Genomic DNA, 19,444 nt, shown 5'->3' with positions numbered 1-19,444 from the left:
GGACTATAACAATGGCTCTCAGTAAAGAAGCGCCGGAGTTTGACATCGACGATGAGGTTCTCCTGATGGAGACCGGTATCGCTACGGAATCGATGTCGAATGAGGGACCTGCTGTACCTTCAGTTCGCACCAAATCCAAGAACTCCACCGCGTTAAAGCAACACAAGTACATCGACTACACACGGGCGCTCGATGCGACCCAGCTGTATCTCAATGAAATCGGCTTTTCCCCTCTGCTGACCCCCGAAGAAGAAGTCCATTTTGCGCGCTTGTCGCAAAAGGGCGATCCGGCTGGGCGCAAGCGCATGATTGAAAGCAACCTGCGCCTGGTGGTGAAAATCGCCCGACGCTATGTCAATCGTGGGCTGTCCCTGTTGGACCTGATCGAGGAAGGCAACCTGGGTCTGATCCGGGCGGTGGAGAAGTTCGACCCTGAGCGGGGTTTCCGCTTTTCGACCTATGCCACCTGGTGGATTCGCCAAACCATCGAACGGGCGATCATGAATCAGACCCGCACGATCCGGTTGCCGATCCATGTGGTCAAGGAGCTCAACGTCTACCTGCGGGCAGCGCGTGAGCTTACTCAAAAACTCGATCATGAACCTTCGCCCGAAGAAATCGCCAACCTGCTGGAAAAACCGGTAGGGGAGGTCAAGCGCATGCTGGGCCTCAACGAGCGTGTGTCTTCGGTCGACGTCTCGCTGGGTCCGGATTCGGATAAAACCCTGCTGGACACCCTGACCGATGATCGTCCTACGGATCCTTGCGAGCTGTTGCAGGACGATGATCTGTCCCAAAGCATTGACCAGTGGTTGTCGGAGCTCACGGACAAACAGCGCGAGGTGGTGATTCGCCGCTTCGGCCTGCGTGGCCATGAGAGCAGCACCCTGGAAGACGTAGGCCTGGAGATCGGCCTGACCCGTGAGCGGGTACGGCAGATCCAGGTAGAAGGGCTCAAGCGCTTGCGCGAGATCCTGGAGAAGAATGGCTTGTCGAGTGAGTCGTTGTTTCAGTAACGACCCAGCTTTAACGCTTGAATGTGGGAGGGGGCTTGCCCCCGATAGCGGTGACTCAGTCAAATCTTTATTGACTGACACACCGCAATCGGGGGCAAGCCCCCTCCCACATTGGTTTTATGCAGAGTCTTATAGGGGGCATAGGGTCAAATCCCAGGCATAAAAAAACCCCGCTTTTAAGGGCGGGGTCTTTTTGACTGAGTCAGTACAAGTTAGATAACTTGAACTTCTTCAGCTTGCATGCCTTTCTGACCGCGGGTAGCGATGAAAGAAACCTGTTGGCCTTCTTTCAGGCTTTTGAAGCCGTCGGATTGGATAGCTTTGAAGTGAACGAACAGGTCGTCACCGGATTGTGGAGTGATGAAGCCGAAGCCTTTTTCATCGTTGAACCACTTAACGGTACCAGTTTGGCGATTAGACATGGTGTATCTCCTTGGACAAAGTTAACTGCGACTCAGGAAAAGCCCTGGCCGAGACTGAGTGCAAAGAGCAGGAAAAATTCTTGGAGATGGTTGGATCGAAATTCAACATATCGTGTAGAGATTCTCAGTGACACAAGCAGCACAGTGGCGCCACCTTAACCCTTTTTCCGGAACGTGCCAATGGTATTTCCGAAGGTTTCTCCATTTTCGTGACTGGCGGTGGTATTTCCGGTCACCCTGCACGTCAATGCGGGTCCCGGCCCCGCTGGCTGCGGCTCATAGCAGCAGGCGCGTTCATCAAGAAAAGCCGCGTGGCCTTTGAACCCCAACGCCGGCCCCGGTAAGATGCCCCACAGAATTTTTCCACCTCGCTATTCAGGACACCCGCCATGAGCATCAAATCGGACAAGTGGATTCGCCGCATGGCGCAAGAGCACGGCATGATCGAACCGTTCGTCGAGCGCCAGATCCGTGGCCAAGGCGATGCCCCGGTGATTTCCTACGGTGTTTCCAGCTACGGCTACGATGTGCGCTGCGCCGATGAGTTCAAGGTGTTCACCAATATCAACTCGGCGATCGTCGATCCGAAGAACTTCGACGAAAAGAGCTTCGTCGACATCAAGAGCGACGTGTGCATCATCCCGCCCAACTCCTTCGCCCTGGCGCGCACCGTGGAGTTCTTCCGTATCCCGCGTGACGTGCTGACCATCTGCCTGGGTAAAAGCACCTACGCGCGCTGCGGCATCATCGTCAACGTGACGCCGCTTGAGCCGGAGTGGGAAGGCCACGTAACCCTCGAGTTCTCCAACACCACCACCTTGCCGGCGAAGATCTACGCCAACGAAGGTGTGGCGCAGATGCTGTTCCTGCAGTCCGACGAGGCCTGTGAAGTGTCCTACAAAGACCGTGCCGGCAAGTACCAGGGCCAGCGCGGCGTCACCCTCCCACGAGCTTGATCGAAAGGTCTTACATGCTAAGGGAATTAGTCTGCAGAAAGTGACTCTATCTAGGTGTACTGCCTCGGCGCGTGTAAAACGTGCCGGGCCACGCTTGAGGAGTACTTTATGAAGCTCGACCCGCGAATCAGCGCAGAACTTGCCCGGCTTGAACCCAACCAGATTGGTGTTCTGGCCTGGTCCCTGATGGCCGACCCCGCATACGGGGGCGGCATCCCCGGCCAACCCGAGCCGGACTACCCACAACCCACCGAACCCGGTGAGCCGACCCTGCCGGACGAGCCACCACCCGCACCTGTCGCCTGATACCTAGCCCACTGGCCACACCTCCTGATCACCGACCACATAGAGTCGGTGGTCATCGGCCTGTTCCACCGCAAAGCCACCGGTAAACGCACCGAACGCCGGCAACAAGCTTACCCGCGTCCCGATCTGAAAGCAGGGCAACCGTAGGCTTTGCCGGCCCTTGCCGCGCAAGCGGTACACCGGATGCACATGCCCCGCCAGCACGTGGTGGCTGGGGTGGGCGTCAGGTTCGTGCTGCAAGGCAAAGGGGCCCATCAGCAGTGGTTCCGGAACCACTTCAATCCTCAGGTCCAGCGGTGGGTCACCGGCGCGTTTATCGTGATTGCCGCGCACCAGCGTCAGGGCCAGCGCGGGATGGCGCTCGCGCCAGGCCCGCAAGGCGCCCAGGGTGCCGCTGGCGTGAGAGCCGGGACCATGCAGGAAGTCGCCAAGAAAGATCACCTGCGCGCACCCATGCGAAGCGAGCAGCCGGTCCAGCCGCTCCAGATTGGCAGTGGTGGTTCCTTGCGGCACGGGCTGCCCCAGGCTGCGGTACGCCGAGGCCTTGCCAAAGTGCGCATCGGCAATCAACAGGCACCCGCGCGCAGGCCAGTAGATCGCCTTGTCTGCCAGCAACCACAATTGCTCACCCTCGAGCGTTATCGAACAGACCATCAGCGCTTCCCGTTATCCGCGACTTTTTCCAGGTCCTTGACCATCCTTGCAATACGCTCCGAGAGTTTTTCCGAACTCATGCTTTCGCGCATCCGCTCGACCAGCAGCGGAAAGGCCAGGGGAGTCGGCCGTTCGATCCGGTGCAGGTCCAGCTTCAACGCCGACAGATGACGCAACGTCACTTCCAGCCGACGAATATCCAACTCATCGCGCAGGACTTCTTCCCCAGCCTGAGTCAGCAACAGGTTCTGCGGGTCGTACTGTTTGAACACCTCGAAGAACAGACCGCTGGACGCCTGCACCTGCCGCGTACTTTTCGGCGCACCGGGGTAGCCGGCGAACACCAGCCCGGCGATGCGTGCGATTTCGCGAAAGCGGCGCAGGGCCAGCTCCCCGGCATTCAGGCTGGCGGCCACGTCTTCCAGCAGGTTCTCAGGACTCAGCTGCGCGTCATTCAACAACACCGGCCAATCCACAGGCGTGGCGCTCAGCAACTCCAGCCCGTAGTCATTCACGGCAATCGAAAACGTCACCGCCTGCCCCTGGCTCACCCGCCACGCCAACAGACTCGCCAGCCCCAGGTGCACCTGGCGCCCGGCGAACGGATAAAGAAACAGGTGCCAGCCTTCCCGCGATTTCAGCGCTTCGGCCAGCAGATGCTCGCGTGTCGGCAGGCCCGACCAACGCAACTGCGTCTGTAACAACGGTTGCACCGCTTGCATTTCCGGCCCCTTGAAATGCCCGTGCGCCGCCGCATCAAAGCGCTCCACCACCGCCTCGGCCAGCTCGTTGGAAAGTGGCATGCGCCCGCCATTCCAGCGCGGCACGGCGGCTTTTTTGGCGGTGCTGCGGCGCACGTAGGCGGTCATGTTTTCCACGCGCACCAGTTCCAGCAGACGCCCGGCGAACAGGAAACCATCCCCGGGCTTGAGCCGCGCAATAAAACCTTCTTCGACACTGCCCAGGTTCTTGCCGCCCCCGCCCTTGCTCCAGTATTTCAAATGGATGCTCGCGTCACTGACGATGGTGCCCACGCTCATGCGGTGACGGCGCGCCAGACGGGCATCGGGGACACGCCAGACGCCCTGTTCGTCCGGCTCCACGCGACGGTAATCCGGATAGGCCGTCAGCGACAGGCCGCCATGGCGCACAAACCCCAGGGCCCATGCCCAGTCTGCGTCCGTGAGGTCACGGTACGCCCAGGCCCCGCGCACTTCCGCCAGCAGCGCATCTGGCGTGAAGCCACCGCCCAGCGCCATGCTCACCAAATGTTGTACGAGTACATCCAACGGTTTGTGCGGCGATTCCCGCGCTTCGATGCGCCGCTGGGCAATCGCATCCTGGGCCGCCGCCGCTTCCACCAGTTCCAGGCTGTGGGTCGGCACCAGCGTCACCCGCGAGGGCCGCCCCGGCGCGTGCCCCGAGCGCCCGGCGCGTTGCATCAGGCGTGCGACGCCTTTGGCCGAGCCGATCTGCAGCACCCGTTCCACCGGTAGGAAGTCCACCCCCAGGTCCAGGCTGGAGGTGCACACCACGGCCTTGAGCTGGCCATCCTTCAACGCCCGTTCCACCCAGTCGCGGGTTTCCCGAGACAGCGAGCCATGGTGCAAGGCAATCACTCCAGCCCAGTCGGGCCGGGCGTCCAGTAACGCCTGGTACCAGATTTCCGACTGGGCCCGGGTATTGGTAAACACCAGGCAACTGCTGCTGCTTTCGACCTCGGCCACTACCTGGGGCAACATCTTCAAGCCGATGTGCCCGGCCCAGGGAAAGCGCTCGGCGACCGGCGGCAGCAAGGTGTCGACCTTTAACTCTTTGGCCGTTTGCCCCTGTACATTGATCCCGTCGCCTTGCGGGACTAACACCTCCAAGGCATGGGATTGGTTACCCAAGGTCGCCGAAATGCCCCACACTATCAGTTCCGGATGCCAGCGCCGCAGCCGCGCCAGTGCCAATTGCAACTGCACGCCGCGCTTGTTGCCGATCAATTCATGCCATTCATCCACGATCACCATGCGCAGGTGCGCCAGGCTCACCTGGCTGTCGGCGCGGGCCAGCATCAGGGTCAGGCTTTCCGGGGTGGTCACCAGCGCGGTCGGCTGGCGACGGGTCTGGCGAGCGCGCTCGCTGCTGCTGGTGTCGCCGGTGCGCAGGCCGATGCTCCAGGGAATCTGCAAGGCTGCAAGCGGTGCTTCGAGGGCGCGGGCGGTGTCGGCCGCCAAGGCACGCATGGGCGTGATCCACAGCACCGTCAGCGGTTCAGCGGGTGGTTTACGTTTACCCACAACAGGCGGGCGAGTGATGGCAAAGCGATTGAGCGCCGCAAACCACAGCGCGTAGGTCTTGCCGGCGCCGGTGCTGGCATGCAGCAACCCCGACTGGCCGCCCTTGACCGCCGCCCACACCTCTTTCTGAAAAGCGAACGGCTTCCAGCCTTTGGCGGCAAACCACTGGTTGGCGAAGTCGATGGGTTTTGCCATGGGGCGGCGGAACTCTGGAAGGTCTATTCCACAGACCTTCCAGAGCGCGCAAAGGTTTACTTCAAATTGCCACTCAGGAACTGCTGTAAACGCTCGCTCTTCGGATTGCCCAGCACATCCTCCGGCGCGCCTTGCTCTTCCACCAGGCCCTTGTGCAGGAACAGCACCTGGCTCGACACCTTGCGCGCAAAACTCATCTCGTGGGTCACCATGATCATGGTGCGACCTTCCTCGGCCAGGCCCTGGATCACCTTCAACACTTCGCCCACCAGCTCCGGGTCGAGGGCCGAGGTGGGCTCGTCGAACAGCATCACCTCCGGCTCCATCGCCAGGGCGCGGGCGATGGCGACGCGTTGCTGCTGGCCGCCGGACAGGAACGCCGGGTATTGATCGGCCACGCGTGCCGGCAGGCCGACCTTGTCGAGGTAGCGACGGGCACGGTCTTCGGCGTCCTTCTTGCTGCAACCCAGCACCCGGCGCGGAGCCATGGTGATGTTTTCCAGCACGCTCATGTGGCTCCACAGGTTGAAGTGCTGGAACACCATGGCCAGGCGTGTACGCAGGCGCTGCAATTCGGCGTCATCGGCCACGCGCATGCCCTGGCGGTCGCTGACCATGCGGATCGGCTGGCCGTCGAGGGTCATCGCGCCGTCGTTGGGGGTTTCCAGGAAGTTGATGCAGCGCAAAAAAGTGCTCTTGCCCGAGCCACTGGCGCCGATCAGGCTGATCACGTCACCGGTCCTGGCCTTGAGCGACACACCTTTGAGCACCTCATTGTCGCCATAGCTTTTATGCAGGCCTTCAACGGTCAATTTGTACATGGGGCGTGCATCCTCAAGGCGAAAGTAGGTAGCCGCTGCGGTAGGCCTCTAAGCCTGCGACATGGCCGATGACCATCCCGGCAGTGGCCATGCGGCGCAGCGAACGGGCGTAAAGCAGGCCGGCCTTCTGGCAGTGCACGGGCGTTACGCGGTCGGTAATGGGGTCGATGATTTCGGCGATCAGTTGCCCGGCTTCCAGGTATTCACCGGGCAGGGCGCTGAACACCAGCAGGCCGCCCACCGGCGTCGCCACCGGTTCAACGCCGGCCAGTGGCGTGGCGGGGTAGGGCAGGTCCGGCAGCGGTGCGACATCGCCGGCAATGGCGCCGAAGTGAATCAGGTAATCGATGATCGCCTGGCAGTCGAGCGCCGCCAGGCCATGGTTGACGTCGCCTTGCCCGCGCAGCTCGACGGTCACCGAAAAGCTGCCCATGGGGATCGGGAAGCGCTCGCCGAAGCGTTGCTGCAACTGCCACCACACCAGGGTGAAGCACTCGTCGAAGGATTGCCCGCCGGAGTCGGTGGCGAGCAGATTCGCCTCCGAGCCGATATAGCGCGCCAAGGGTTCCACCTGCGGCCAGGCCTCGGGCGTGGTGTACAGGTGTGCCACGGCTTCGAAGTCGCAATGCAGGTCCAGCACCATATCGGCGTCGCAGGCCAGGCGTTGCAGTACCAGGCGCTGGGACTGCAGTTGGGTGTCGGCGCTTTGCTCTGCGAGGGCGGTGGACAGCGCGCTGCGGATCCGTTCGACGTTGTGCCGGGGATCATCCCCGAGTAACTCCTCGACCTGGTCACCCACCGCTTCACCGAGGTCGACAAACCGGCGATTGAAGTTCTGCCCGCTTTCCAGTTCGTAGCGGCCCAGCGGGATGTCCATCAACACCTGTTCCAGGCCGACCGGGTTGGCGATGGGCACCAGCACGATTTCACTGCGCAGGCGACCGGCGGCGGCCAATTTCGCCAACTGCACCTTGAGGTGCCAGGCCACCAGCATGCCCGGCAGTTCATCGGCATGCAGCGACGACTGGATGTAAATCTTGCCCTCGGCCTGCTCCGGGCCGAAGTGAAAACTGTGAATCTGCCGCGCCGTGCCGGGCACCGGCGCGATCAACTCATGAATCTGATGCCGCATGAACGCTCCTTAATGGCTCGGCCCGAGAAAGGCCAGCCAACGGCGCTCCGCCAGACGAAACAGACCGACCAGGGCAAAGGTCACGGTCAGGTAGATCAGCGCAGCGATACCGAATGATTGAAAGGTCATGAAGGTGGCCGAGTTGGCATCCCGCGCCACTTTGAGGATGTCTGGAATCGTCGCGGTGAAGGCCACCGTGGTCGAGTGCAGCATCAAAATCACTTCATTACTGTAGTAGGGCAGCGAGCGACGCAACGCCGACGGCATGATCACGTAGGCATAGAGCTTCCAGCCGCTGAGGCCGTAGGCTTTGGCCGCCTCGACTTCGCCATGGGCCATGCTGCGGATCGCCCCGGCGAAAATCTCCGTGGTGTAGGCGCAGGTGTTGAGGGCGAAGGCCAGGATGGTGCAGTTCATCGCGTCGCGAAAGAACGCATCCAGCAACGGTTGTTCGCGCACGGCGGCGAGGCTGTAGATGCCGGTGTAGCAGATCAGCAACTGGATATAGAGCGGCGTGCCCCGGAACAGGTAGGTATAGAACTGCACCGGCCAGCGAATCAGGCGCTTGCGCGACACGCGGGCAATGGACAGCGGGATTGACACCAGGAAGCCGATGACCAGGGCGGCGCTGAGCAACCACATCGTCATGGCCAGGCCGGTGATGTGCTGGCCGTCGCTATAAAGGAAGGGGCGCCAGTATTCCTGCAAGAGTTCGATCATCGCACGGCCTCCCGGGCGCCAGCGGAGTAGCGACGTTCAAGGCGGCGCAAGACGAAGTTGGACGCGCTGGTGATCAACAGGTAGATCAACGCGGCGAGGACCAGGAAGTAGAACAGTTGGTAGGTGCTCTTGCCGGCATCCTGGGCGGCCTTGACCAGGTCGGCCAGGCCGATGATCGACACCAGGGCCGTGGCCTTGAGCATCACCATCCAGTTATTGCCGATACCCGGCAGGGCAAAGCGCATCATTTGCGGGAAGGTCACGTAGCGAAACCGCTGCCCGCGCTTGAGCCCATAGGCGGTAGCGGCTTCCAGCTGGCCACGGGGCACCGCGAGGATCGCGCCGCGAAAAGTCTCGGTGAAATACGCCCCGTAGATAAAGCCCAGGGTGATCACCCCGGCGCTGAACGGGTCGATCTCGATGTATTCCCATTCCATGAAGTCGGTCAGGCCGGTAAGCCAGGTTTGCAGGCTGTAGAAAATCAGCAGCATCAGCACCAGGTCGGGCACGCCGCGAATCAGGGTGGTGTAGAGCTGGGCGGGGATGCGCAGGAAGGGCAGGCTGGAAAGTTTGGCGCTGGCGCCGAGCAGGCCCAGCACCACGCTGACGGCCAGGGACAGCACCGACAACTTGATGGTCATCCAGGTGCCTTGCAGCAACAGCGGGCCGAAACCCTTCAGGCTGAGCGCGCTCAACCCGAGGGTTTGCAACAGTTCTTCGAACATAAATCAGGACCTATGGCGATAAAAAAGCGCCCCTCCCAGGGAAGGGCGCTCCAGGCATTATTTGCCGCTGTACAGGTTCAGATCGCCAAAGTGTTTCTTCTGGATGGTGGCGTAGGTGCCATCATCGTGTAACGCTTTGATACCTTTATCCAAAAGCGCCTTCAGTTCAGTGTTACCTTTTTTGATACCGATGGCGGTTTTGGACGGCAGCAAAGGGTCGTCGATGGCCGCGCTGACTTCGTAACCGGCACCGGCCGGCGACTTCAGAAAGCCCAGTTCGGCTTGCAGCATGTCCTGCACGGAGGCGTCGAGACGGCCGGAGGTCAGGTCGGCGTACACCTGGTCCTGGTTGGCGTAGGCCTTGGTGGTCACACCGGCTTTATCCAGCACGGCCTTGGCGTAGGCTTCCTGGATGGTGCCCTGCTCGTAGCCTACGGACTTGCCCTTGAGAGACTCAGGTGTCGAGTAGCCCGCGCCTTTCTTGAACACCAGCGAGGTCGGGCCAGAGAACAGTTCGCTGGAGAAGTCGATGGCCTTTTCACGCACCGGGGTCACGGTCATGGACGAAATCACGCCGTCGAACTTGTTGGCTTTCAGGCCTGGAATCATGCCGTCGAAATCGCTTTCGACCCACTTGCACTTCACTTTCAGCTCGGCGCAGATCGCATTGCCCAGGTCGATATCGAAGCCCACCAGGCTGCCGTCCGCTGCCTTGGATTCGAATGGCGCGTAGGACGGATCGACACCAAAACGCAGTTCCTTGTATTCCTTGGCCGTGGCTACACCCGCGGCCATGCACAGAGCCAGTGCAGAAAGGGTCAGCAATGCTTTTTTCATTATGTAATCCCTGGAAACCAAGATAAGCGCTTGTGGCGCGTTTAGGACTGTTACTGAACGGTGTCAGACGGATCACAAGTAGCAATTTCTGCACCATAGTTCCGAATGAGCGTTTTAAAAGGTGGGACAAGGGAGATCTGAGTGTAGGAGATGCCCGAAAATGGGCGCTGAAAACTGGGTGCACCATTTCGGGTCGTAAAGGAATTCAGATGTTGGAGGGGGCTTGCCCCCTCCCACCAGTTGATCGGCGTCAGGCCAGCAGGTCTTGCAGAGTGGCAAGGCTGTCGGCCTCATCCACCGCCTTATCCTGCCGCCAGCGCAACATCCGCGGAAACCGCACCGCAATCCCGCTCTTGTGCCGCTTGGACAAGGCAATGCCCTCGAACCCCAGCTCAAACACCATGCTGGGCGTGACACTGCTCACCGGGCCGAATTTCTCTACGGTGGTTTTGCGCACAATCGCGTCGACCTTGCGCATTTCTTCATCGGTCAGCCCGGAATAGGCCTTGGCAAAGGGCACCAGTGAGCGTTCGCTGCCGGGCGGTCCGTCCCACACCGCGAAGGTGTAGTCGCTGTAGAGGCTGGCGCGCCGACCGTGGCCGCGCTGGGCGTAGATCAACACCGCGTCGACGCTGAACGGGTCGACCTTCCACTTCCACCACACGCCCATGTCCTTGGTGCGGCCGACGCCGTACAGGCCATCGCGGGCCTTGAGCATCATGCCTTCCACGCCCAGGCTGCGCGAAGCTTCGCGTTGTTCGGCCAGCGCTTGCCAGGTGGTTGCGTTCAGCAACGGTGAGGCGAGCAATACCGGTTGGTTGCACTGGGTGACCACCTGCTCAAGCTGGGCGCGGCGTTCGGCCTGGGTATGGTTGCGCCAGTCGTCGCCCCGATGTTCCAGCAGGTCGTAGGCCAGGATTGCCACCGGCGCATCCTCCAGCACTTTCTTGCTCAAGGTCTTGCGGCCGATCCGCTGTTGCAGCAGGGCGAAGGGTTGCACTGTGTCCTTCCACACCACGATCTCGCCGTCGATCACCGTGCCGTCCGGTAACCCACTCACCAGGCTGTGAAGTTCGGGAAAACGTTCGGTGACCAGCTCTTCGCCACGGGACCAGATCCACAGGCGCCCGTCGCGCTTGACCAGTTGTGCGCGGATGCCATCCCATTTCCATTCCACCTGCCAGTCGGTGGGGGCACCGAGCAGCGCGTCGAATTGCTCCACCGGTTGCGCCAAGCCATGAGCCAGGAAAAACGGATAAGGCTGGCCGCCCCGTTGTGCATGCTCGTCGGACGATTCGGCAGCGATCAGCTTGAGGTAGCCCTCAGCGGTCGGACGATTGGACAGGTCGGTGTAGCCCACCAACCGCTGCGCCACACGCTTGCTGTCGAGGTCGGCCATGGCGGCGAGGGCACGGGTAACCAGCAACTTGGACACGCCGACGCGAAAGCTGCCGGTGATCAATTTGATGCACACCATCAAGCTGGGTTGATCCAGTTGCGCCCACAACGCCGGTAGGCGCTCAGCCAATTCCAGGGGAGGCAAGCCGCGCAATGGCAGGAGTTTTTCCTCCAGCCATACGGCCAGGCCGTCCTCCGAGGTGTAGGTAGATTCTGGCAGCAGCAGGGAAATGGTCTCCGCCAGGTCACCCACTGACTGGTAGCTTTCCTCGAACAGCCACGGCTCGATGCCGGACGCTTCTGTGGCCATGTCCCGCAGCAGGCGCGTCGGCACCAGTTGCCGTGGCCGTCCGCCGGACAGGAAATACACGGCCCAGGCGGCATCTTCTGGCGCGGCATCCCGGAAGTAGGCTTGCAACGCAGCCAGCTTGGCGTTGCTGGAAGTGGTGGCGTCGAGATTCGCGTACAGCTCGGCAAAGGCCTTCATGCGCCGGCCTCTTCTTCGTCATCGCCGTATTCGGTGGTGAAGCCCTGGGCATCCAGGCCTTTTTCCCGCAGATGGCGCACCAATACGCTGACAGAACCGTGGGTGACCATCACCCGCTCGGCGCCGGTCTGCTCGATGGCCCACAACAGGCCGGGCCAATCGGCGTGGTCCGAGAGCACAAAGCCCCGGTCGACTCCACGCCGCCGCCGGGTGCCGCGCAGGCGCATCCAGCCACTGGCGAAGGCGTCGCTGTAGTCGCCGAAGCGTTTGATCCAACTGCTGCCGCCAGCGGAGGGTGGGGCGATGATCAAGGCTTGGCGCAGCAATGGGTCGGTCTTGTTGAAGTCGCCGGCGTAGAGGGTTTCAGGGATATGGATGCCGGCCTCGCGGTACACCCGGTTCAACGGTTCGACCGCGCCGTGGCTGAGGATGGGCCCGATGCTGGCGTCAATGCCATGCAGGATACGCTGGGCCTTGCCGAATGAATAACAGAACAACACGCTGGCCTTGCCGGCGGCGATGTTGGCCTGCCACCAGTCGTTGATCCCGGCGAAGATCTGCGCCTGGGGCTGCCAGCGGTAGATCGGCAGGCCGAAGGTGGATTCAGTGATAAAGGTGTGGCAGCGCACCGGCTCGAACGGCGCGCAAGTGCCGTCGGGCTCGACCTTGTAGTCGCCGGACGCGACCCAGACTTCGCCCTGGTATTCCAGGCGCACCTGAGCCGAGCCGAGCACATGCCCGGCCGGGTGGAAACTCAAGGTGACGCCGTGGTGCACCAGTGGCTCACCGTAGGCCAGGGTCTGCAGGTTGATGTCCTGGCCCAGCCTGGAGCGCAGGATGCCTTCGCCGGGGGCCGCCGCCAGATAGTGCTGGTTGCCGGTGCGGGCGTGGTCGCCATGGGCGTGGGTGATGACTGAGCGTTCCACCGGCCGCCAGGGGTCGATATAGAAATCTCCGGCGGGGCAGTAGAGGCCTTCGGGGCGGGCGATGACAAGGTCCATGGGGTGACCGGGGGAGGTGGGCTTGTTACTTATGAGGCGGGTGTGGGCTGGGAAGTTCTATCTGAATGCATGCAGTCCAAATGTGAGAGGGGGCTTGCCCCCGATAGCGGTGTATCAGCTAGCCAAGGTGCAACTGACCCACCGCAATCGGGGGCAAGCCCCCTCTCACATTAGATCCAGGTTTTTCAGGAAAGCCGGGTTACTTGCCGGGTGTCAGGGTCAACCTGGCCTTCCCGTACACCTTCTCGAAGTTCTGCGGCTGCATCGGGAAGCTCAGGTATTGCGCCTTGAGCGACGGGTCGATGCCATTGGCATAGTTCGGGCTGGCCGGGTTGCCGGACTGGCCGATGCCACCCTGGCCCATCATCGGTTCCACCTGGCCGAAATCGACGATCAGGCGCAGCGCGGGCACCTGGGTGGTGGCGAAGTCCTGTCCCCAGTTGTAGGGCGCCGGGTTCAAGGTGTTGTGGTCGCCACCGGAGGCCAGTGGGCCACGAATCACCTGGCCATTGGCGTTTTTCCAGGTGGTGGTGTGCAGTTTGCCCCACTGCCAGGCCTTGTGGTCGGCGCCCAGCTGACTGTCGCCGGCGCTGATCGCGGCGGCCAGGCTGCGGGCGAGAATCGCCGGTTTGTCTTCTTTCTGCGGCGTACGCACGTCATCCCAGAACGGGCTGTCTTCGCGGCCCAGCAAGTGATCGGCCTGGGCGGCATAGGACAGGCTGGCGTTGCTGACAAAGGCTTTCCAGCTGGCGCTGTTTTCCGGACCCAGCTCGTCGAGGAAGATCTGTTTGGTGCTTTCCTGCAGGAACAGTTCATAGAGCGCAGCGTCGGCGGAGGTCGACACCAGGCGACCGTCGAAGGCCATCAGGCGACCCAGCGCTTCACGGGCCTTGGCCTGTTCCGCCGCCGGCAGTGCGTCAATCGCCTGTTTCAGCGGCTGGGCCATGCCCGGCGCCTGGAACATGCTCTTGAGTTTGGCGGCGAAGGTGGTGGTCTGGTCGTACTGCATGGCGATCAGGCTGCGGCTGTCGTGCTTGCCGGCATTGGCCAGTTGCGCCAGGCGCTCGCTGCGCTCCGGGGCATCCCAGGAATTGGACAGTTGCATGCCATAGCCACGCGGCGCGGTGCGCTGGTTGGCGGTGCCGATCCAGCCTTGGGCCGGGTCCTGGTCATAGGGATGCAGCATGGCGTCGGCGTAGCCATCCCAGTCGAACCGCGTGTCCCAGCCCGGCGACGGCAGCAAACCTTCGCCTTCGCGGCGGTTGGGGAAACGGCCGGTGACTTGCCAGCCAATGCTGCCGGCGTCGGCGAAGATCATGTTCAACGCGATGGCACGGATTTCCCGGGTTGCGTCCGAGGCTTTGCCGATGGTTTGCGCGCGGGACAGGTCGAAGAACGCATCCAGGCTCTTGTCGTCCTTGAAATCGGCGGTTTGCAGGGCCAGGCCCAGACCGGTTGTCAGCGCCTGGCTGCTGTTGAGCAGGGCGCCGTGACGGGTTTCGTACACCACTTCGCGGATCGAGCGCTGGCCTTTGACGAAGTAGGTTTCGTTACGCACGCCCGCCGGCAGCCATTTGCCGTTGTTCTCGTAATACAGCGCACTGCCCTGGCGTCTGACTTTTTCGAGGAACAGGTCTTGGGTGTCGCCCTTGACCGTGCTCATGCTCCACGCGACTTTGCCGTTGAAGCCGGACAGCAGCGTCGGCAGGCCGGCAATCGAAGCGCCGGCGGCCTGGTATTTCGGTGCGCGGATCTGCACGTAGCTCCACGGCGACGGTGCCTGCGGCTGGGCGGCGAGGTCGCCCGCCAGCAGGCTTTTACCGCTGCGGCTGCGCTGTGGGCCGATCGCCCAGTTGCTTGAGGTGGTGACCGCCAGGGCGTTGAGGCTGCTCAGTTGCTGGCTGACCGCGTCCAGCCCGGCCAGGCCGGTGATCTGGCCCAGGTTCACGCCCTTGAGTTTTTCGGCCTCGGCCAGCGGGATCGCTTCATCCGGCGCGCTTGGGGTGAGCCAGGCGAGTTTGTCGACGCCGACTTTCTGCGCCAGCACCAGCGACGAAATCTCTTCCTGCAGGTTGGCCGACTCGCTGAAATTCAGCAGGCAGAACAGCAGCGCCGAATCTTCCGGCTTCCAGTACTCGGGCTTGTAGCCGGTCTGGGCCAGGTCCGGCGGCAGCTTGTCGCGGTAGCGGAACAGGTAGGCGTTGACGCCACGCGCATACACTTCAAAGAAGCGCTTGAGACGCGGGCTGGAGGCGTTGTACAGCTCGCCGGCGCTTTTCTTCAGGTTGACCGCGCGCATGAAGCGGTCGACATCCAGCACTTCAGGCCCGGACATTTCCGCCAGGCGGCCCTGGGCCAGCAGGCGCAGGGTGACCATCTGGGTGATGCGATCACTGGCATGCACGTAACCGAGGCTGAACAGCGCGTCATGGAAGGTGTTGCTTTCGATCAGCGGCATGCCCTGGGCATTGCGGCGTACCGATACATTCTGCGCGAGGCCTTTGATCGGCTGTACGCCGGCAACCGGCGGCAGGGTGTCCTGGGTGCTCTGGAGCTGGCAACCGGCCAGGCTTAACGCGCTGGCCACTGCCGCGGCAACGCCGAACCGGGGAAGAAAATGTGAGAGGGCTGGCGAGGCCATGGCAAAGCTCCTGCGGGGGGGTAGCGTCAGTAAAGGCGCTACGTTAGTGAGCGCGGCGAAACGACGCAAGCGGGAGTCATGCCTTATTTTCAGCAATTGCGTATCAAGACTTGGGCGGGTTGACTTTCTGCACCAGCTCATACGCCCGGACCGTCGCCGGCCGTTCCTTGATGCTGTTGAACCAGCGATGCAGGTGTGGGAAATCTTCCAGGCGCTGGCTTTGCCATTTGTGGGAAACAATCCAGGGGTAGATCGCCATGTCGGCAATGCTGTAGTCCTCGCCCGCGACGAACGCACGGTCCGCCAGGCGCCGGTCGAGCACCCCGTAGAGGCGTGCGGTTTCATCCACGTAGCGTTTGATCGCGTAGGGGATTTTCTCCGGGGCGAACTGGCTGAAGTGATGATTCTGCCCCGCCATCGGGCCCAAGCCGCCCATTTGCCAGAACAGCCATTGCAGTACTTCCTGGCGACCGCGCAGGTCTTTTGGAATGAACTGGCCGGTTTTTTCCGCGAGGTACAACAGGATCGCGCCGGACTCAAACAGGGAAATCGGTGCACCGCCGTCGGTCGGGGTCTGGTCGACGATGGCCGGGATGCGGTTGTTGGGAGCGATCTTCAGGAAGTCAGGCTTGAACTGTTCACCCTGGCCGATGTTGATCGGGTGCACCTTGTAGGGCAGGCCGGCTTCTTCCAGGAACAACGATATTTTGTGGCCGTTGGGGGTGGTCCAGTAATACAGGTCGATCATGAAGCTCTCCAAAAGTGGTGATGCTTGAACGGATGCCTGTAGGTATAGGTAATGTTGGGCGTGCGAAAATTCAATGAAACATTTGCGCATACCCTTAGAAGCAAATCAAAAAGCGCCATCCACCAACACCTGCAGCGACTGCTCTGAACAGCGCTCGATGCGCGCCCGCACGCGATACACCTCGGCAAACAACAGCGGATTAAGCACCTCGTTTGCTGCGCCACTGGCGTACAAGCGACCTTGGCGCAGCACGGCAATATGGTCGGCAAAACGTGCGGCAAGGTTGATGTCGTGCAACACCACCACGGCGATCAGGTTGTGTTCGCGCACCAGCCCACGCACGCACTCCATGACTTTCAATTGGTAATTGAGGTCGAGGGCGCTGGTGGGTTCGTCCAGCAGCATCACTTGGGGGCGCCGTGCAATCAGTTGTGCGAGGCTGACCAGTTGGCGTTGGCCGCCCGACAGCGTGTTTAACCACTGATCGGCCAGGTGCGCGATGCCAATGCGCTGCAATGCCTCGAAGGCTTCGCGCAGACAGGCGTCGTTGGACAATGGAAGGCCGTCCACAGAGGTGACGCGCAACGCAGCAATCACGCTCTCCATTACGCTGAGGCTCAGGCCCGGTGGCAGGTTCTGCGGCATGTAGGTCACACGCCTGGCGCGCTCGGCCACGGACATGGCTGACAGGTCGAGGTCACCCAGTCGTACGACACCGTGCATCTTTTCCAGCCCGGCCACGGCGCGCAGCAAAGTGGACTTACCGGCGCCGTTGGGGCCGATCAGGGCGGTCAGGCTGCCGTGGGGCAAGGTCGGCAGGCTCAGGTCATGCACGATCTGCCGGCGGCCATAACTCACATTGGCGTTGCGTACGCTTAACCCTTCGCTCATAACTGCCTCCCGCGCTTGAACACCAGCATCACGAAAATCGGCACGCCCACCAACGCCGTGACGATGCCCACCGGCACGCTCATACCGGGCATGATCAGCTTGCTGGCAATCGACGACAGCGCCAGCAACAGCGCGCCGGTCAGGGCGCTGGCCGGCAGCAGGAAGCGCTGGTCTTCACCGACCAGGATCCGCGCGATATGCGGACCCACCAGGCCGATAAAGCCGATGGTGCCGACGAACGCCACGGCGGTAGCCGACAACAGGCTGATGCGCAGCAACGAGAAAAACCGCAGGCGTTTGACGTCCACGCCGAAGCTTTGCGCGCGGTCTTCGCCCATGCGCAGCAAGGTCAGGCGCGGTGCGGCGGCGAAGGAAAACGGCAACACCACCGCGACCACCAGGGCCAGGATACCGAGCTTGTCCCAGTTGGCCCGGGTCACGCTGCCCAGGGTCCAGAACACCAGTTGTTGCAGCACATCCTCGGTGGCCACCAGTTGCAACAAAGCCACCACCGCGTTGCAACTGAATACCAGGGCGATGCCGAACAGCACCAGGCTCTCTACGCCGGCGCCCCGCAAGCGCGACATGGCTTGCAGCAAAAACACCGAGGCGGCGGCGAAGATGAACGCCGAAATGGAAATCGCCGTATTGGCCGACACCCACAAGGTCGTCACCGGGAACACAATCACCAGGGATGCCCCCAGCGCCGCCGCCGACGACACGCCCAAGGTAAACGGGCTGGCCAGCGGGTTGTTCAAGATCGCCTGCATCTCCGCCCCGGCCAGCGACAACGCACAGCCCACCAGCACCGCCATCAACGCGTAGGGCAGGCGCACGTTCCAGATGATCACCTGGTCGGTGGCGCTGAGGTGGGACGGGTGCGCAATCCCGTCAAGCAAGGCCAGCAGGCCCATGCCGGACGGGCCGCTGGCCAGGTCCACCAGCATGGCGCACACCAGCGCCATGCCCAGTAGCGCCAATAGCCAGGCACGCCGCGCCAGCAGGCGGCGATAGCCGTGGGTGGCTGAGGCGAGGTCGAGGGTTTGCGTGGTCATTTAGAGGTGTCGATCCAATAGGCACCCTGCAACGGCATCCCCAGGAATTGCTGGTTGATCTGTTCCATGGTCGCCTGCGGGTCCAGCTTGGCGAACAAGTGCGGATGCACCCACTTGGCCAGCGACTCAATCGCCAGCAGGTTGTACGGCGAGTTGTAGAAGTCATGCCACAGGCCGTGGGCATTGCCTGCGCGGATGGCACGCAGGTTGGCGAACTCGGGGCGCGCCAATACGCGGTCAAAGGCTTCACGCGCCTCGTCATGGCTCACGCCGGCACCCAGGATCAGCCCCGGCTTGTGGTTACCGGTGGCGACATAAATATCCGGGTCCGCTTTCAAGGCGTATTCCACGCTGATATCCCCCAGTGCCCCCGGTACCACATCGGCGGCGATGTTGCGCCCGCCCACCAGCTTGATCACTTCCCCCATGCCACTCTTGCCCGTGGTGTGCCCCGGCGCTTGCCAGGCGCCGGCCAGCAGTTCGAGGAACACGCTCGGACGCGGGCCGGCCGGCAAGGTGGCGACCGCGTCGGTGATGACCTTGAGGTGCTGGTCATAGAAATCCAGGAAAGCCTTGGCCTGGGCTTCGCGCCCCAGCGCCTGGCCCAGCGCGTTCATGCTGGTGTGGGTGCCTTGCACCGGGTTGATGCGAAAGTCGACGAACAGCACCGGGATGCCCGCCTTGGCCAGCACATCGGCGACCGGGCTGTGTTCAGTCGGGCCGTGGCCAGAAATGCTGAACACCGCCAGGTCGGGTTTGAGCGAGAGGATTTCCTCGGCGCTGACGCTTTGTTCCGACGCCTGGCCGATCAGCGGGATGTCTTTCACGCTGGGAAATTTCGCCACGTAGGCGTTATAGGTGTGCTGGTCCAGCAGCTTCAAATCGTTCTGCCAACCGACGATGCGTTGGAACGGCGCATCGCGGTCCAGCAGGGCAAACGCCGAAATCAAGCGGCCTTCACCGAGGACCACGCGCTTGACGTTGTCCGCCACGTCGACCTTGCGCCCCAGCACATCGGTGACTTCATGGGCGGCAGCGGTTTCGGCATGGCCGAGGACCAGCGCGGCGAACAGCACGCACAGCTTGAGGACATTACGGGGTTTCAACATGGCGGGAACTCCAGGTGAAGGCGGCGCATCAGGCATTGCTACAGC

The 19,444-nt window shown here is 62.1% G+C and carries 18 protein-coding genes; 3 read left to right on the top strand and 15 right to left on the bottom strand.

What is annotated here, in order from left to right; genetic code table 11:
* Window positions 1–11 precede the first annotated feature (11 nt).
* Complete coding sequence (gene rpoS, locus BM026_RS05695; RefSeq protein ID WP_025855149.1) at window positions 12–1,016, top strand: RNA polymerase sigma factor RpoS; 1,005 nt, start codon at window positions 12–14, stop codon at window positions 1,014–1,016.
* A 212-nt stretch (window positions 1,017–1,228) separates the two neighbouring features.
* Here rpoS and BM026_RS05690 read toward each other — a convergent pair whose 3' ends face one another.
* The gene (locus tag BM026_RS05690) at window positions 1,229–1,438 is read right to left on the bottom strand and encodes a cold-shock protein (RefSeq protein ID WP_002554837.1); all 210 of its coding nucleotides are present in this window, start codon (window positions 1,436–1,438) and stop codon (window positions 1,229–1,231) included.
* Window positions 1,439–1,827: 389 nt separating this feature from the next.
* Here BM026_RS05690 and dcd point away from each other — a divergent pair, with 389 nt between their 5' ends.
* Window positions 1,828–2,394, top strand: coding sequence for a dCTP deaminase (gene dcd, locus BM026_RS05685; RefSeq protein ID WP_071488817.1), 567 nt, complete (start codon window positions 1,828–1,830; stop codon window positions 2,392–2,394).
* Window positions 2,395–2,502: 108 nt separating this feature from the next.
* Window positions 2,503–2,700, top strand: a complete 198-nt coding sequence (locus tag BM026_RS05680) for a hypothetical protein (protein WP_058425267.1) — start codon at window positions 2,503–2,505, stop codon at window positions 2,698–2,700.
* A gap of 3 nt (window positions 2,701–2,703) precedes the next feature.
* Here the strand turns inward: BM026_RS05680 and pdeM are convergent, their stop codons facing one another.
* The 14 genes from pdeM to BM026_RS05610 form a co-directional block, all read right to left on the bottom strand.
* Window positions 2,704–3,354, bottom strand: coding sequence for a ligase-associated DNA damage response endonuclease PdeM (pdeM, locus tag BM026_RS05675; RefSeq protein WP_093527662.1), 651 nt, complete (start codon window positions 3,352–3,354; stop codon window positions 2,704–2,706).
* Window positions 3,354–5,834, bottom strand: a complete 2,481-nt coding sequence (locus tag BM026_RS05670) for a ligase-associated DNA damage response DEXH box helicase (protein ID WP_093527660.1) — start codon at window positions 5,832–5,834, stop codon at window positions 3,354–3,356. Before BM026_RS05670 ends, pdeM begins: the two co-directional genes overlap by 1 nt.
* Before the next feature lie 56 nt (window positions 5,835–5,890).
* A complete protein-coding gene (locus BM026_RS05665) occupies window positions 5,891–6,655 on the bottom strand; it encodes an ABC transporter ATP-binding protein (protein ID WP_092241191.1) in 765 nt (254 codons plus the stop codon).
* A 13-nt stretch (window positions 6,656–6,668) separates the two neighbouring features.
* Entirely contained in the window at window positions 6,669–7,787 is a 1,119-nt protein-coding gene (locus tag BM026_RS05660; RefSeq protein WP_071488821.1) for a succinylglutamate desuccinylase/aspartoacylase family protein, read from the bottom strand.
* 9 nt (window positions 7,788–7,796) lie between these two features.
* Window positions 7,797–8,507, bottom strand: a complete 711-nt coding sequence (locus BM026_RS05655) for an ABC transporter permease (protein ID WP_071488822.1) — start codon at window positions 8,505–8,507, stop codon at window positions 7,797–7,799.
* Complete coding sequence (locus BM026_RS05650; RefSeq protein WP_071488823.1) at window positions 8,504–9,232, bottom strand: ABC transporter permease; 729 nt, start codon at window positions 9,230–9,232, stop codon at window positions 8,504–8,506. Before BM026_RS05650 ends, BM026_RS05655 begins: the two co-directional genes overlap by 4 nt.
* A gap of 57 nt (window positions 9,233–9,289) precedes the next feature.
* Window positions 9,290–10,069 (bottom strand): transporter substrate-binding domain-containing protein, encoded by a 780-nt coding sequence (locus BM026_RS05645; RefSeq protein WP_014717255.1) that lies wholly within the window; start codon window positions 10,067–10,069, stop codon window positions 9,290–9,292.
* Window positions 10,070–10,319: 250 nt separating this feature from the next.
* Window positions 10,320–11,954: an ATP-dependent DNA ligase gene (locus BM026_RS05640; RefSeq protein ID WP_093119308.1), complete on the bottom strand. Its 1,635-nt coding sequence runs from the start codon at window positions 11,952–11,954 to the stop codon at window positions 10,320–10,322.
* Window positions 11,951–12,955 carry a ligase-associated DNA damage response exonuclease gene (locus tag BM026_RS05635; protein ID WP_093119306.1) on the bottom strand — a complete coding sequence of 335 codons (1,005 nt, stop codon included), beginning with the start codon at window positions 12,953–12,955 and terminating at the stop codon, window positions 11,951–11,953. Before BM026_RS05635 ends, BM026_RS05640 begins: the two co-directional genes overlap by 4 nt.
* A 199-nt stretch (window positions 12,956–13,154) precedes the next feature.
* Window positions 13,155–15,596, bottom strand: a complete 2,442-nt coding sequence (locus BM026_RS05630) for a penicillin acylase family protein (RefSeq protein WP_093512197.1) — start codon at window positions 15,594–15,596, stop codon at window positions 13,155–13,157.
* A gap of 103 nt (window positions 15,597–15,699) precedes the next feature.
* Window positions 15,700–16,344, bottom strand: a complete 645-nt coding sequence (locus BM026_RS05625) for a glutathione binding-like protein (RefSeq protein ID WP_071488827.1) — start codon at window positions 16,342–16,344, stop codon at window positions 15,700–15,702.
* A 105-nt stretch (window positions 16,345–16,449) separates the two neighbouring features.
* Window positions 16,450–17,235 carry an ABC transporter ATP-binding protein gene (locus BM026_RS05620; protein WP_093119300.1) on the bottom strand — a complete coding sequence of 262 codons (786 nt, stop codon included), beginning with the start codon at window positions 17,233–17,235 and terminating at the stop codon, window positions 16,450–16,452.
* A complete protein-coding gene (locus BM026_RS05615) occupies window positions 17,232–18,290 on the bottom strand; it encodes a FecCD family ABC transporter permease (protein ID WP_092241205.1) in 1,059 nt (352 codons plus the stop codon). Before BM026_RS05615 ends, BM026_RS05620 begins: the two co-directional genes overlap by 4 nt.
* Window positions 18,287–19,399, bottom strand: a complete 1,113-nt coding sequence (locus tag BM026_RS05610) for an ABC transporter substrate-binding protein (protein ID WP_071488830.1) — start codon at window positions 19,397–19,399, stop codon at window positions 18,287–18,289. Before BM026_RS05610 ends, BM026_RS05615 begins: the two co-directional genes overlap by 4 nt.
* Window positions 19,400–19,444 lie beyond the last annotated feature (45 nt).

This window comes from Pseudomonas sp. NFPP24 (genome assembly GCF_900112095.1).
Taxonomy (GTDB): domain Bacteria; phylum Pseudomonadota; class Gammaproteobacteria; order Pseudomonadales; family Pseudomonadaceae; genus Aquipseudomonas; species Aquipseudomonas extremorientalis.
Note: the sequence above shows the minus strand (reverse complement) of the source record. Positions and strands in the feature narration are given on the sequence as shown.